Annotated in this window: 13 protein-coding genes; 7 read left to right on the plus strand and 6 right to left on the minus strand. The window is 38.2% G+C overall.

Translation table 11 applies throughout. The features are described from left to right. Nucleotides 1-26: 26 nt before the first annotated feature. The 6 genes from Q0590_RS07515 (at nucleotide 27) to Q0590_RS07540 (ending at nucleotide 5153) form a co-directional block, all read left to right on the plus strand. Nucleotides 27-1049: a sensor histidine kinase gene (locus Q0590_RS07515; RefSeq protein WP_302036894.1), complete on the plus strand. Its 1023-nt coding sequence runs from the start codon at nucleotides 27-29 to the stop codon at nucleotides 1047-1049. A gap of 79 nt (nucleotides 1050-1128) precedes the next feature. Continuing rightward, nucleotides 1129-1899: a LytR/AlgR family response regulator transcription factor gene (locus Q0590_RS07520; protein WP_302036895.1), complete on the plus strand. Its 771-nt coding sequence runs from the start codon at nucleotides 1129-1131 to the stop codon at nucleotides 1897-1899. A gap of 88 nt (nucleotides 1900-1987) precedes the next feature. Further along, nucleotides 1988-2992 (plus strand): NAD(P)/FAD-dependent oxidoreductase, encoded by a 1005-nt coding sequence (locus tag Q0590_RS07525; protein ID WP_302036896.1) that lies wholly within the window; start codon nucleotides 1988-1990, stop codon nucleotides 2990-2992. A gap of 12 nt (nucleotides 2993-3004) precedes the next feature. Next, the gene (locus Q0590_RS07530; protein WP_302037142.1) at nucleotides 3005-3319 is read left to right on the plus strand and encodes a 2Fe-2S iron-sulfur cluster-binding protein; all 315 of its coding nucleotides are present in this window, start codon (nucleotides 3005-3007) and stop codon (nucleotides 3317-3319) included. A 631-nt stretch (nucleotides 3320-3950) separates the two neighbouring features. After that, nucleotides 3951-4814: a hypothetical protein gene (locus Q0590_RS07535; protein WP_302036897.1), complete on the plus strand. Its 864-nt coding sequence runs from the start codon at nucleotides 3951-3953 to the stop codon at nucleotides 4812-4814. Nucleotides 4815-4859: 45 nt separating this feature from the next. After that, a complete protein-coding gene (locus Q0590_RS07540; RefSeq protein ID WP_302036898.1) occupies nucleotides 4860-5153 on the plus strand; it encodes a hypothetical protein in 294 nt (97 codons plus the stop codon). Between the two features lie 68 nt (nucleotides 5154-5221). Here Q0590_RS07540 and Q0590_RS07545 read toward each other — a convergent pair whose 3' ends face one another. The 4 genes from Q0590_RS07545 to Q0590_RS07560 form a co-directional block, all read right to left on the minus strand. Continuing rightward, nucleotides 5222-6007, minus strand: a complete 786-nt coding sequence (locus Q0590_RS07545; protein WP_302036899.1) for a PhzF family phenazine biosynthesis protein — start codon at nucleotides 6005-6007, stop codon at nucleotides 5222-5224. Between the two features lie 197 nt (nucleotides 6008-6204). Further along, nucleotides 6205-7269 (minus strand): hypothetical protein, encoded by a 1065-nt coding sequence (locus Q0590_RS07550; protein ID WP_302036900.1) that lies wholly within the window; start codon nucleotides 7267-7269, stop codon nucleotides 6205-6207. A gap of 335 nt (nucleotides 7270-7604) precedes the next feature. Next, nucleotides 7605-9545 carry a CHU_0125 family OmpA-like outer membrane integrity protein gene (locus Q0590_RS07555; protein WP_302036901.1) on the minus strand — a complete coding sequence of 647 codons (1941 nt, stop codon included), beginning with the start codon at nucleotides 9543-9545 and terminating at the stop codon, nucleotides 7605-7607. 218 nt (nucleotides 9546-9763) lie between these two features. Next, on the minus strand, nucleotides 9764-10249 hold the full coding sequence (locus Q0590_RS07560; RefSeq protein ID WP_302036902.1) for a hypothetical protein: 486 nt from the start codon (nucleotides 10247-10249) through the stop codon (nucleotides 9764-9766). A gap of 533 nt (nucleotides 10250-10782) precedes the next feature. On the opposite strand from Q0590_RS07560, the gene Q0590_RS07565 reads away from it, so the two are divergent. Beyond that, on the plus strand, nucleotides 10783-11133 hold the full coding sequence (locus Q0590_RS07565; RefSeq protein ID WP_302036903.1) for a hypothetical protein: 351 nt from the start codon (nucleotides 10783-10785) through the stop codon (nucleotides 11131-11133). Nucleotides 11134-11418: 285 nt separating this feature from the next. Here Q0590_RS07565 and Q0590_RS07570 read toward each other — a convergent pair whose 3' ends face one another. Continuing rightward, the gene (locus Q0590_RS07570) at nucleotides 11419-11997 is read right to left on the minus strand and encodes a hypothetical protein (protein ID WP_302036904.1); all 579 of its coding nucleotides are present in this window, start codon (nucleotides 11995-11997) and stop codon (nucleotides 11419-11421) included. Nucleotides 11998-12308: 311 nt separating this feature from the next. Next, nucleotides 12309-15845 (minus strand): DUF8818 domain-containing protein, encoded by a 3537-nt coding sequence (locus Q0590_RS07575; RefSeq protein WP_302036905.1) that lies wholly within the window; start codon nucleotides 15843-15845, stop codon nucleotides 12309-12311. Between the last annotated feature and the right edge of the window lie 76 nt (nucleotides 15846-15921).

Below are 15921 nucleotides of genomic sequence, written 5' to 3' on the forward strand. Positions count from 1 at the left end.
GGATTTTAGAATAATTTACTATGGAAATGAACTACCCACTCATACGGCTGATTAATAAGCTGAATATTAAATATGTGGGAATACTACTGTTAGCCACTATATCATTAACTGCGCGGCTTATTCTATTTCCAGAATTTGGCTGGCAGCTACAGCTAACTATATTTATCATTTCTGTAATCTCCATTACCATTATCTGGACTATGCTGGAATTTATAGATTCAGTATTAAATAGATACATGCCATATAAGCAGGGAGTAGTCCGCCGGATAATTTTGCAGGTATGTATAGGCCTGGTATGCATGTATATCTATATATCGTTGCTACTTTTTTTCCTGATAGATTTTTTCCCGTTTTCTATCGACAAAATACTGCAGACCTTGGCGTATGTTATAGTAACGCTGCTAATTTTAGCTGTGAATGGAGGATCGGTTGGCGCGTATTTTTTCCAGGAATGGAAAAAAGTTATTATTAAAAACGAACGTCTACAGAAGGAAAGAGCTTTGGTACAATTTGACAACTTAAAAAACCAGCTTAATCCGCACTTTTTGTTCAACAGCCTTACCTCCCTGAATAGTCTGATTTTTGAAAATCAGCAGCTGGCGTCTGATTTTTTACAGCAGCTCTCCAAAGTATTCCGCTACGTGCTGCAAAACAAAGACAAAGAGCTGGTAAGCCTGGAAACAGAGCTTACCTTCATTGAAAATTATGTATCATTGCTCCAGACCAGATTCCATGAAAGCCTGCGGATATTGATTAACATACCTCCAAACGACAGAAGCCAGCAAATAGTACCAGTTACTTTGCAGATATTGATTGAAAATGCTATTAAGCATAATATCGTTAATGAACAGAATCCCTTGACTATTCATATGTTTACTGCGGACTCGTACCTGCATATAAAAAATAATTTGCAGAGGAAAAGTATTATTGAAACTTCTAACAAATTGGGGTTAGAAAACATGAAAACACTCTACAGCTTTTTATCCAAAAATCAGGTAGAAATCCTAGAAAACGAGTTATTCTTTGAAGTAAAAATTCCTTTGTTATGATGGCAAACATACGAATAGGAATAGATGTATTTTAGCCTTCCAGTTGAATAAATCCTCTTTTGAAAACAGTAATTACCCTATGAGAACCGTCATTATAGAAGATGAACTTTTAGCTGCCAAAGATTTACAAAAACTTATTCAACAGCTTGATTCTACAATAGAGGTAGTTGCTATATTGCCGGGTTTGGCAGCCGCCCGTGATTGGTTCAGCAAACAGCCGGAACCAGATTTACTTTTTATGGATATTCAGCTTTCGGATGGCGTTAGTTTTGAATTGTTCACCCATGTAAAGCTAGAGTGTCCGGTAATTTTTACGACTGCCTATAATGAGTATGCCATTCAAGCATTTAAAGTAAATAGTATAGATTATTTGCTTAAGCCAATTGACCGGACTGAACTAAAGGTAGCTTTAGAAAAATTTAAGAAAATAAAACAGATAAATCAGCCTTTTGATTTACAGAGCCACATACAATCCCTTTTGCAGGACTTAACTAGTGCTCAACCTGCTAAAAAATACAAAGAGCGGTTTATGGCTCATTATAAAAATACCTTGGTTCCTGTACCAGCCGAACGGATTGCCTATTTCATTAAAGATGAGTTAATTTACCTGGTAACGTACGACAATCAGAAGATGATTGCAGATTTTCATACGATGGATGAAGTAGAACAACAGTTGAATCCAGCACAATTTTTTAGGGCAAACCGCCAATACATCATCCACCTTAACTCAGTAGATCATATTCGCCATGGATTTAACGGAAAAATTATAGTTAAACTTAGATCTCCCCTATTTAACGAACTCGACATTAGCCGTGAAAAGGCAGCGGCATTTAAAGATTGGATAAATTGAATTTTTTTGAGACAATTTCTTGTTAATTTTGTTATCAAACAAGGTAGTAGCTAGTTAGGCTACTTTTTTACATTTCACTTAATTCCTTATGATACAAACCGATATTTGCATTATTGGTGCAGGCCCTGTGGGCCTATTTGCAGTTTTTGAGGCAGGGTTACTGAAAATGCGCTGTCATTTAATAGATGCATTGCCTAAAATTGGCGGACAATTAACAGAAATATATCCCCGCAAGCCCATCTACGATATACCTGGCTATCCTACTATATTAGCTGAAGACCTGATAAAAAACTTAATGGAGCAAATTGAGCCATTTAAGCCAAGTTTTACTTTAGGAGAAAGAGTAGAAAAATTTGTAAAAAACGAAGACGGGTCGTTTAATCTTACTACTTCGGCAGGTACAGAAGTTAGCTGCAAAGTAGTAGTAATTGCTGGCGGTTTAGGATGTTTTGAGCCAAGAAAACCAGAAATACCACAATTAGAGCAGTATGAAGGCAAAGGCGTAACATATATGGTTATTAATCCGGAAACCTACCGCAACAAGCGGGTAGTACTCGCAGGTGGTGGTGATTCAGCCTTAGACTGGACCGTATTTTTAGCAGATGTAGCCGCTGAACTCACGCTTGTTCACAGAAGCGAATCGTTTAGAGGCGCTCCTGATTCTGTTGAGAAAGTAATGGAGCTTGCAAAAGAGAAAAAAATACGTTTGATGCTGAAATCCAATATTAATGCCATAGAGGGTAATGGCAAACTTACTGGTGTATCTATTACCGACCAGCATAAATCGGTTCAAACAATACCTACTGACTATTTTATTCCGTTATTCGGTTTGAGCCCTAAATTGGGTCCTTTGGAAAACTGGGGTTTGAATCTAGATAAAAGTGCCATTACGGTAGATACTTTCGATTATTCTACATCGGTTCCAGGTGTATATGCTATTGGAGATATTAATTCATACCCTGGCAAATTGAAATTGATTCTTTGTGGCTTTCATGAAGCTGCTTTAATGGCTCAAAGTGCTTATAAAGTAGTATATCCAAATCAGAAATATTCATTAAAATACACTACCGTAAATGGTATACAAAGTTTTTAAACTACTATGGATATCATCAACATTTATGTAGAAGATTTTTCAGGGAACAGACAACATTTGGAAATTCCTACTGAAATCAATTTAAATTTAATGGAGGTACTGAAAGCAAGTGAATATCCTGTGCAAGGCACTTGTGGAGGGATGGCTTTATGTGCTACGTGCCACGTGGAGGTGCTGTCGGGGAGCGAGCAACTTAACCCTCCTCAAGACCAGGAGTTAGATATGCTAGATACCCTTCCCGAATTAACAGATAATAGTCGGCTCGCCTGTCAGATTCCAATTCAGGAAAATATAGATGGAATTATAGTAAAAGTACTTACTGAGTAAGTACTTTTTTTATGTCTGTCATAAAATAATCCTACTCTCTATTTTTTAAGCACCTATATCTTCCCTTGTATATTTTCGATATAATTTATCACTTTATCGACTAAAAGTTAATTTTCTTCGATTAACCTGTTTCCAGAAATTATTAATATTCTTCTCTTTACTACCTAGTTCTAATTTAGCTCCAACTACTCTAAAAAAAGCATGTAAATATTACACAACTTTTACACACTTAACTCTCCATTTTTTGTAAGCTTTTTACTGAATGTTCTTTCGGTTTGTCTGTTAAAGTTGGTATTTACTTTTACCGAGGCATTAGTAATTTCAGTATAACTCAATAGATCATTCTATACGCTGAATCCTTCTAGTATTTATATAAAATATAATTTTTTGTTGCAATTCTATATTTTACTTGACTATCTTTTGTATTTTAGGAAGTTTGATATGATTTTATCTATTTGGCTTATTAAGTAAGCCAAGCTGTTTCTTAACAAGCAATACCTAGCTTGGTGAGAATATGTACCTATGCCGATAGTTACATAAAAGCAGTTATATTGTATTAATATCATGCAAATATTGCATAGCCTTATAACCATAAATCTTAAATTTGCTGTAAAAAATTACTTCACTTTTTATGAATCTAGCGTACGAGTCAGAGGGTAAGGAACAAGAGAATAGAGATAGAATTTGCTTAGTTATAATGCCTGCTTATGATAACCTGCCATATGAAAGTGGGCATTTTAATTTAGTATATGAATATATGATAAAACCCGCCTGCATAAAAGCCGGATTCATTGCTCAACGGTTACAAACAACTTATCGTTTAAAGCATATAAGCATTAATGATTTAAAAGCTGTCGTTACATCTGAAGTTGCCATATGTGATTTAAGCTCCAATAACTCAGAAGTGCTATATCAGTTGGGTATCAGACAGGGGTTTGATTTACCAACTTTATTACTGAAAGATACATTAACTAACCGGATTTTTGATATCCGCAGTTTTCAGGATATAGAATATGATGAAAACTTAAGAATTGACCGGGTAAACAAAACAATAGATGAAATTTCTTTGGCGCTTACTACCCTAAGCAACGCTGAAGATAAATCATTAAATTCTGTTAGTTCTTTATTGGGTATTCATAAAAATGCTCCTAAAAGCCGGGCTGAGCTTTCTGCAGAAGCAAATATTTTATTAGAAGCTATAAGCGGTGTAAAAGATCATTTGCTGAAAAGTGAACCTGTTGCACAAGCCTCTGCGGAAATGAAAGAGGCAATGGAGACGAAAACAGAGACAAAGGAGGAAACTAAGAATAAAAGTGAACTTGACTGGACAGATAATGAAGGAAACAAATTCCGGATTGGCGATGTTGTAACGCATCCTAAATACGGATTAGGGATTTTGATAGATATTATACCCGACGGGTTGCTTAGAGTAAAATTCAATACCATCGGACTTAAAGTATTAAGGGGCGAGGTAGAAAAACTAGTATTGCTTTAGCCTGCTGTATACATAACACAAGTGATCACTTAATTTACGCACCACATGGAAAACTTAAACGAATTTAAAAACTTTAACCTTGCTCTTGTAAATTATTATATGGCTGAGCAGAAAATGCTCTATCATACGCAGGTTAGCCACTTAGCTAACAATAAGATGATTAAGTCTGCCATTCAACTGCATCAAACCATTTCTAAGATAAAAGACATTCCAGACGGCTTAAAGCAGGATCTGCAAAACGCCATAGATAAGCGAAATATCCAAACAATTATGGCAATTTCTGTACAAGTGCAGGAGATTGTAAATAAGCTGAGCTCCCGGTATTTTCCCAAACCTTAAATCGAGCATTCTATTAAATAACAAGAGCCTGTACTTTACTGCACAGGCTCTTGTTATGATAAGTATTTTTATACAGTTAGTTCGCCACGCATAATAATTATAGCTTGTCCAATTAATTTTACCCGCTCTTTCACAACCTGCAATTTTACTACTCCTCCCCTACTGGATGCCTGGTAAGCTGTAAAGCTATCTTTATTCATTTTTTTCTGCCAATAAGGGCCCAAACAACAATGAGCTGAACCCGTCACCGGATCTTCATTAACTCCGGCAGCTGGTCCAAAAAACCTGGAAACAAAGTCAACGGAGTGCTGGTCACTTCTACTTGTTACCATTACACCTCGAGCAGGTACTTTGGCCAACATAGCAAAGTCCGGTTGTATACGCTCCACTAGCTGCTCTGATGCTACTTCAACAATATAGTCGAACCGATTCCTGCCAGTATATAAAGGTTGTATACCAAGGGCCTCTATTAATGCCTGAGGTGCTTCGGCTTCATTTGCAGGCTCTGCAGGGAAATCCAGTTCAATCCAGGAGCCTTGCAATTTTGCTGTTAACAGACCACTTTTTGTATAAAAGCGGGCAGTTTCATTCCGGCCAAGAATATTCTCTTCCCACAGAACGAATGCGGTAGCTAACGTAGCATGGCCACACAAATCAACTTCCGTAGCTGGGGTAAACCACTGTAGGTTGAATCCGTCTTTTCCTGGGAATACAAAGGCTGTTTCCGACAAATTCATTTCTTGAGCTACCTGCTGCATCCAGGTTTCACTTACAGGTTTAGTTACTAAACATACCGCTGCAGGATTTCCGGCGAAAGGTTTGTCTGTAAAGGCATCTACAGTAAAAATTTTCATAATCATATTTTAATTTTATGGTTTTAGACAACTAATGCTATTCAAAAGTTTATTCTCTATTCTGAGCGTATAAAAAAAGTAGATAATACAGTCTTTTGCAGAAAGCCATAAGATAAAGCCTTCAAAGTATATCTTATTACCTACAAAACAAAAAAAGGCCATATATGTGGCCCCTTTTAAAAATTTTAGTAAATGGCTTATGCAGACAATCCCAGATTATTTTCTTCAGTAGAAGAAACTTCATTGGCCAGGACAAGCAAAGGCTCAATAGTATGAACCAACCTTTTCTCCACAAATCCTTTGGATAAATGAGCCGGCAATGACTCTACCCACTTCTTGTAAGCCTCCAGACCCATTGCCTGAGCTATATAACTTTCATGAATCTGGTTCAGGTAATCTACAATGGTTAGCAATGACTGATGAAATAGTTTAAAATCTATTTCTGCTTCTACAAACCGTTCTATCTCCCGGTGGTTTGCTGATATACGCAAACGGCCAAGTAAATCAAAGAAGGTAGTATAGCCGAACCGCCAGGTTAATTGATTCCAGTGGCTCTGACTAAATTTTTCTACAATTTGCCCGGTACGCTTACTACGCAAAGCAAGGGTAGGGTTTGCCTGTACCTGCTGCCTTACACTCTTGGCACGCAGCTTCCGGGTAGTACGGAGAAATTGTCCGATCTGAGCTTGTGCTTCCAGCTCTTTACCAGCTAAATTTAAACTTGGTTTATAATCAGATAGGGGCAAGCGGTGCACTTTAAAATCGCCATAATGTCCGGCTGCATAAAAAGCTACCGGATGAGGATAATACCCTTTAACTACTAGCCGCCCTACTTCCCGCCTAATTACTTCCTCATTAGTACTGGTTATACCCAACGTATATAAAAAAGCCTCTAACCCTTCACACACACTATAGTACGCTTGTGGAAAAGTCCAGTGTAAGGCATTGCGTAAATAATTAGAGTCTCCCAGCTGAGCTGTAGACCGCAATGCATATTCTGTGCTCCAGGAATTAATCAAATGTTTTTTGATTTGTTCCATGTCCTTAGAACTCAAAGAGGGTTTATGGTTAACAAAATATATTTTCTGATGCAGCCCATGCACCTCTCTCAATTGTTCTATATGATAGCTTATGCCGAAGAAATGATTCAGGAAAACCTGTGCCGGAATAGATTTTTTCCAGCTTTCATCTCCCGGCTGCTCTTGCTTTTCCACCTCTGATGGAAACAGCGAAATTTGTTTGTTTTCAACCTTTTCTTGCATACATATCTAACACAAAAACATCGAGCCAAGTTCATATATTTATGGATTTTTTACATATTATCCCAAACAATTACAGTGTAAATATTTGCTTAGTATAATACAATTATACCATTAATACATAGCTGATCTATAGTTATTTGTGTTATAAATATTGATTTACACTTAATTTAATTACATTCACAAAATAAGGTATATAAATTGTATTATTTTAATATAAGCATCAGAATAATTCATTTTAGCAAACTTTAAATTTTTCCATAGATAACCAACATGGTATAAAATAAAATGGGTGAACCAGTTGCCAAGTTCACCCATTTTGATAGTGTTTTGTCTGATTAATTTACTTCCAGAATTTTAATTTCTGTTCTACGATTACGTTGATGTTCCTCTTCGGTCTCTGCATTTTGTACGATCAACCGTGTCTCACCATAGCCTTTGGCTGTAATACGGCTACTCTCAATCCCATTCTGAATGAGATAATTTACGGCCGATTCAGCTCTTCGTTGAGAAAGTTTCATGTTATAGTCATCGGCTGCCCGTATATCAGTATGAGAACTCAGCTCAATCTTAATGTTAGGATTATCCTGTAGAAAATCTACCAGCTTGTCTAGTTCTTCGGCAGCATCAGAACGGATTTCTGACTTATCTAAATCATAGTAAATATTATCTACCACAAATATTTTATTTACCTCTACCTTATCCAAAGGTACTTTTATATGAAAGGTAGTGTCCGTTACAGGTTTTACCAATTGCTCTTGCGGAATTGATTTGCCAGACATAGAGAAAAACTCACGTCTGGTAAAGTATGTTTGTTTTTCTGCGACAATTGTATAGTTTTTACTTTCCTGTACTTTAAATTTAAATGCGCCATCAGCAGCAGTGGTAGTTTCACCTATTACTTTTTCGCCTTCCATAAAGCGGATCTTAGTACTCCCTAATATTTCTTCTTCGTTTGTCTGTGGATTTCGGGTAACCGTTACGCCAGCCAGGAAGTAGTTTACAATTTTATAATCTGGTGTTTTGTCAACAAAGGAGTAAATATCATCATTCCCTTTGCCTCCTTCCCTGTCGGAAGAAAAATAGCCTGATTGCGGGTCTTTAAATACGATGCCAAAGTCATCAGAGGGTGAGTTTAGGGGCACACCCATGTTCTTCACAGTAATTACCCCCTCTTTCCGCGTAGCCACGAAAATATCTAACCGGCCCAGACCAGGATGCCCATCCGAAGAGAAATAAAGTTTGCCATCATCCGATACATAAGGGAACATTTCATTGCCTGCAGTGTTTACTTCCGAGCCCATATTAACAACACGGCCAAACCTGCCACTACCGTCAGAGGTAGCCCGATACAAATCGATACCCCCCAGGCCACCTTCCCGGTTAGAAGCAAAATATAAGGTTTTTCCATCAGTTGAGAGAGCCGGACATGCATCCCAGGAATCAGGCTTGCTAATAGGCAGCATTTCAGGTTCCGTCCATTTTCCATCTTTAAATCTGGAGATATATAAATCTACATCTCTGGAGCCCTTCCGCTTACCGGTATTCCCCCTGGCAAAAACCATGGTCTTACCATCCCGGGAAAATGTAGGCGATGCCTCATTTACATTCTCCATATGAATAGCATTGCTAAACAGTTTTATGTTATCTTGGGTTTGAGCTACTGAATCTGCTTTTGAATTTAGATTATAAGTATATAATCCATCGAAGCCTGTACCGGTAGCTTTGTACACATTGCTCTTACGGGATGAAGAGAACACAAGTGTATCGCTTTGTAATGCAGGAGAATATTCGGAAGCAGATGTATTAAGCAGACTTAAGTTTTCAATTTCATAAAAGGTTTTATCCTTTAAAATCTCCTCTATTTTGGGCAGATTTTCTAACTCTTTCCGCGCCATTGCCTTATTTTTCAGGTTTTTACCAGTCTTAATGTATTGTTCAAACTGATTGGCCGATTCCTTATAATTTCCTTGTGCTTTTAAAGCATAGGCATAATAAAATAAGGTTGAATCTTCTTTGCTTCCGGAAGAAAGGGCTTCACTATAATATGGGGCAGCTTTTTCGATCCGGTTGGTAAGCCGATAAGCCGAGGCAATAGAAGAATTAACGAGGGCAGGAGCAAAGTTTTTAGCTTTTGCCTTTTCATAATATCCTATGGCTACCTGATATTCGCCTTGCTTAAATTTCTTCTCCCCTTTTTTAAAACTTTGCAGAGCAGAGTTGCAGCCTGCTGCCAGGAACAAAGAGAGGCAGAGAACATATAAACTATTTTTATTCATACTCGATTAACTAACCTTGAAGAAAGTGGCAATATTTTCTACAATTTACGTATTTTTTTGTATTATTTAAACGCCTGCCGCCCAGGAATTGGTATACAGAAAACCCGGCAAATCTTATATAAAGACATTACCGGGTTTTCTGACAGTACACGTGAAGGTACTTTACCTTTATTTTGCTGTATAGCTTTTGCTTTAGTTAATACCTGTAATAGGACATCTTATGCAAAGTACTTGGCTAGCCATGATTGACTGGCAGGAACCTGCCATGAAGAATAAAATTCTTCCAGATTACTTACTGTATTGTCAAAGGTAAGTGTATCTCTTTTAATCATTCCAACATTAATGTGGGTTTTCAAATTCTTGAAATTTTCCACAATAATATCTCCATTCTGGATAAATGCCTGCCGGGTGCGGTCAAAGAAGTCTATATTAAGCTCCTGGCCCAACTCCTTTATAAAGTGCACGGATTTATCGATGGAGCAACCACTGACACCGGCATGGGCCTCGTCTACAGCAAGTATCAGGAAATAACTATAATAAATGGCCGCCGAACCTTTCAAAGCCCGTCCGTGGCTATCCCAGCTCTCGATAAAAGCTTTGGTTTTCTCTAGAATATAGTGCTGTGTAGAATTGTCCAGAGGCTTATTTGCCTGGTAAATCCACACTTTAGCTGCAGAGGGTAATTGTTCAATGTCTACAAACATATGGCTGATAAGTAAGAATTAACGTGTAATAATTATAGCAACATGCAAAAGTAGCCGATAGTTGAGCAGCAGAACAGGTTTTAAAGAAAAAATATCTCCTTAACCTCGTACCTGTAAACCGGATCTACTTTAGATAGCATAACTCTCTGTACGTTAAAAAAAATTCACATGTAAAATTTTTTTCCTACTTATTTCAAAAATAGAATTTTTAGTTATAACTTATATATGAAAAAATAGCAGCTTACTAAGTTCATGTCTTACCAAGCTATTCTATTGTATCGCCGCACTGGTTACGCTTATCTGTTCATTCAATCCCTACCGGATTCATACTAACTCTCAAAAACATATGGATGTTGCTGTATTTTAAGTAATTTATTGCAACATTTATAAATGCCATTTTCTTTGCATTTTCGAAATAATATTCATTTTAGTAAGTATTTTACGCAATTATTTATAATATAAATCGAAATTATGCAACATTTTACAGCAGTCTAGGAGTATAAAACTACCATACCACCTTAAAGCCAATCTATATGCATCTAATCAAACGCCAGCGACTCGAAAAATTCAGAGAGTTTACTGCTAAAGAGCCACGGTTGCAAGATCTTTATCTGCAAATCATCAATCTAACAAACAAGGACATAGACGAATATGGCCTGATAACCAGAATGTGGCTGGAAAAATTTAAACCCCAAATGATTCAATTAGTAGGGCAACAACGTACGCATAAAGATGAATTATCTACCAATGAAGCGTATAAGTTAGTTTATGACACCTTGTTTAATGCTTTACCTTATGGTAACATTTATGAAGAAGAATACGATGATGAATACGAAGAAGATGTAGAGTTTAAAACCTGGTATGTGCATTATCTGAATTATTGACAACTATCTTAACTAATTCTGATTTTTTCTATACGGTAATTTGCTATTTTTTAAAGTCCGGGGGTTTTGTCTCCGGTGATACATTATTGCTGTCACCCACGTATGTTTTATAGTATCCACCTTCTAGTTTCAAGTATTTCTATGCTTACGTATTAACAAGTACGGATTGCTGTAAGAATATTTGCTTACAGGTTATTCATTTGTTTAGGAAAAACAAAATGTTAACCAATAAAAAAGCTGCTCATAAATGAGCAGCTTTTTTATTGGTTACTTATTTCCTATTTTTTACTTCTTGTTATCCATTTGTACTTCGTTACCTTCGGGAGTAAAGTAATGTACATAGTCAGTGCTTCCGGAAGTACCTTCTATTTTATAAAGTACTGGATGCTCGGAAGTTTTTACTTGATATACTTTTTCTCCGCTGGCATTCTCATGGCCTGGCATTTTCATATAGGCATCACGAACTGCTTTCGGTAACTGATCCATAGTAATTGTAGTACTAGATCCCATTACGTCTGTTTCAGATGTGCTACTAGAAGTAGCCATATCGGTTGAGCTAGAACTTTGAGTGCTGGTACTATCTGCAGATTCCATATCTGAATCTGTCGTACTAGAGCTGTTCATATCACTGCTGCTTGTAGACGTAGTGTCAGTAGTACTTGCATTGCTATCACTTGTACTGGAATTATTAGTATCTGTTCCTGAAGTTCCGGTAACAGAACTATCAGAGGTATTACTATCCGAAGTGCTACCATCTGTAGTAGTTCCATCAGTTGTTGTTCCAGTGCTAGAAGTTGTTTGTGAAGTTGGTGCACAAGCCGACATATATCCGGCTACAGCTAATACTAAAAATATCTTTTTCATAAATTTACTTTCTGTTTTAAGGTTTAAGTGTTTATGAATTTCATTTAAAAGGCTTTTTTTATTTAGCCTTCATCTTTTATTAATATGACTCTACCTTTTACGGCATAGTTATAAAAAGGTTATTTTTTTCTTGCAAAGAAAATATTTTTTTAGTATACCTCCCATTTAAATAATAGCTTCATATAGCTGCTTAAGCGAATATTCTGGATCACATCTGTTACTTTAAAGCAACGAATGTGAAAGTATATAAGCTGTTCAAATAAAAATACAGCCTACATACTAAATGTGAGCATTTTCGTATAGAGAGAAAGCTAGAATAAGGCTGCTACTTGCATTCGTCCTATATGAATAAGCCGCTGCGCTTCTGATTTGCGGCCTTCATATTGAAAACTTACCTGCAAGCCATTGGTTAATTTTTGCTGCAAATTAAACGACCAGTTCCAGTTGCTGCCCGGACGCAGTGCTTCCAGCATTTCATAACCCAGAGGGGTATTTATTTGCCCATTATAGGCTATCTGAATATATTTTATGCCCGTAGATAATGTACGTTTAGAAACCTTTGCCCACCTGGCCTCCAGGCCAAACTGGTGTGAAACAGCTTTTTCAGGCGAATCTTCTGCGGTATTATTTTTCTTTAGCGCATACAAATACAAACCTGATAACCGAAAGCCAGCGCTTGGCTGATAAGCAATTTCCGGACTTAGCTGCTGGGAAAAAATCTGATAGTTTCGATCCGTTAGAAAATCAGATGCATTATTTTTTAGTCCTCTCCCCAGCGATGTCCGGATACTTATATCTTTATGTACAGTTAGTCTGGTATTTAATTTTACTTCTGTAGCGCCTCTGGACTCAAAGCCATTGGTAAGCAGTTGCTTGTTGGCTGTGCGAAACAGGTTTATATCAAAACCGTAGCGCGGACTAGCCCGGTTATAAAATACTGTGGTACGCAAGGCATCTTGTGTAGAAAGTATATTTGCCTCTGGCAAGTGAGCTGTAAAAGGCGTAATACGGCTTACTAGGTTATTGTCAGTAATCTTTTTGTTCACTACCCAGGAAGAAACAGCAGATAACCTGGATAAAACATCTTTTAAGGCCCCTTGCTCTTGCCAATGCCGGGGCGCAGTAATATTCAGGCGGTAGGTAAGGTTATTAGTATAGGCACGTATATACTGGTCGGTAGGCACAAAAAATTTGGCAAAGTTCTTTTCATCCGGATTGATTGCTTCGTAAAACTCATTGAGTTCCTGCAGTCCATTTGTATTATCGTCGCGCCAGGTGTGGGTGCCTTCTCCGGCAGGTACCGGTAAAAAAACATATTCTCTTTTTAATTCGCGGCCTGTACCGGCGGCCAGGGTTAGCTCAGAACGGATATGATTAGAAAACCAGTTGCCATTCCAGTCGATGCGGCCCATTAAGTTTTCCTCTGGCCGCGTATTTTCTACATTTCTTTGGTATTCTACTGTGCGGTATGTGAATAACAGATGTACTACATTTTGTTGCCGTATAGTGGTTTGTAAACCTATATTCCCCGTATGAGCAAATGTGTTTTTTATCAGTTTGCCCTCTACCGGAAAGTAATCTTGTCTGATAGAATAATCTGTGGTAAATCTGGTTTTTAGCGTATCCGGGGTTTTCAAGTAGAACTGGTGTGCTTCAAAATTCATAGCCGTACCTATGACAGAATCTTTTCTGGCAAGGCTGCTGAGTTTGTTTTTATCTAAGCTATAGCTATAGCCTGGAATAAGGTACCTGGTATGGTAAGCTGCATTTACCTGTAAACGCTGCCATGTAGAAATATCGTGCAGGCGGGTGGTATGAAGCAGAAACATATCTGCATTTAGCTGTAAATTTCCAATTTTTTTGGCGGCTTCTACCCGCTGCTGTGTCCCATTAATAAAAGGCCCCCTGTCGCGAAAGCCAAACCGGTAGATTAGTTTATCGTCTGCATAATAGGAAGTAGGTATACCAAGTTGAGTTGAATCTGTTGCTGGTAGCTGCCCTTTCCGGATACCCACCATCGCATGGAAGATCTGGTCATCTGCCTGGGCAGTATCAATGCGAATACTCCAGTCGCGGTCGAATTCTATGTCGCGGAAGCGATCTATAGGCTGAAAATTCTTTCCATTAAATTCATAATCTATACTGCCTATCCACTGATACTTCGGTAAAAAGTTAATTGTTTTGCCCCGGTTACTATAACCTCCTTTAAAAGCAGCACCTTTGTTATCAGCAGCATCCAAAGGAGAGTATAGATTGATATCTCTGTCAGAAAAGGCTATTTCGCTGTATATACTCTCTGTTTGACTTACCTGATATTCTGCCCCCATGGTAACCATCTGTTTTTTGGCAGGTGTAGAAATTAATCTTACTGGTTCGTATTGCCCCTGAGGAATCCCATTTTGTGGGGCTACCCACTCAAAAACTTTTCCGTTAGCTGTGGTATTTTTCTGCAAATAATTTCCTCTGCCAATCCCTACATCAGAAAATTGAAGCTGGTATAACGCAGTTTGTGCATTAGCAGATTGCTTGTATATAGTAAATAAGGTATTATCAAGGGTAGTATCTATTTTTTCATACAGAATCTGATTGGGCGTATAGGTATCCAGCAACGTAACACCCGATACTACGGCCTTTTGCAAACTGTCTCCTATTTCGCTTAACAATTGTTTATCAGCATCAGTTAATGTTATAGCAATTGGGTTGCGAGGGTTATCTTTTTCACTATAGTAATTGGCAAACAACTGCAGCTTACCCATTTGCTGCCGGTGAAAGGTGTTAACAATGGAGCGGCTATATACTCTATCAGAATATTCAAAATCTACCCGTACCCGCGAAAACTGGGTAACTACTGTATTGGTGTTAAACGTGATTTCCGCCAGATTATAATCTATAATATAATCATAATCAAAGCCTCTTTGCAGCAAACGCCCATCCAGATATACTTTCTCCGAATTGGCTAAGATGATAATAAACTTTTCGTTTGCAGGGCCTCTAAGTTTATAAGGGCCTTGCACCCCTTCGGATACTTCCACCAGCATAGAAGCAAACTTTCCTTTAGAGATAGCTATACCTGCCGACGTCTGGGCCTGTACTCGCTTACCTATTGTATAACTGGCTTCGGCCTGGCCCCCTTGAACATTTTTATAATACCTGAGAAAATGGGATGGTTGAGTACTGTGCTGCTGCCAGAGAGGCTGTTGCAATACTAAGTCGCCAGCAATTAGGCGGCTCTTCTTAGCCGAAAGCTGTACAAATACTTTATCAAATTCCTGCAATTGCTGGGTATTTCCTTCAGGTTGAAAAGGTACATTCTGATCGGAGATAACTGCCAGCAGATGCACATTATCCGAAAGCTGACCTTCCAGCTGCAGATTCAGGGCAGAATTTACAAACACATTCTGGGTGTTGCCCATGGAAATGCCCCGGCTGATACTGCCTGTTTTGTTAATGCCTTTGGTAGCAAAAAACTCTTCACGGGTTTCGGGCAATGCATGACGGCGTATTTTTTCATCCTGATAAAAAGCATTGCTGTCGTAACTGGCCGGGTTCCGGTGGTATTGGAGATTTCCTATGCGGAAGGGCAGCACCCGGTAACTGATTAACACAGAATCTGCTGCAGAGGAGTCATTCCAGACAAACGAATTTTTCTGAGTATTATATACAAATGGCAAAGCTGCACCTGCCGGATGTACAACCTGTATGCTAGCCGGAAAGATAGAAAGAGAATCTGCTGGTGTCCACTGCTCGCTCCGCTTTACCCACTTAAGCCGGTAGTTAGATACCTGTGCTTGCGTCCGGCAGACAAGACAAAGAAATAATATGGCACATAGAATAATCCGCAATAGCATGAACAAAGGTATAAATGTGCATATAAGCTTATGTGGAAGCAAAGAAAACAACGGACAGGAGGTGTAGACCCAGTAT

This window comes from Rhodocytophaga aerolata (assembly GCF_030503435.1).
Lineage (GTDB): Bacteria > Bacteroidota > Bacteroidia > Cytophagales > 172606-1 > Rhodocytophaga > Rhodocytophaga aerolata.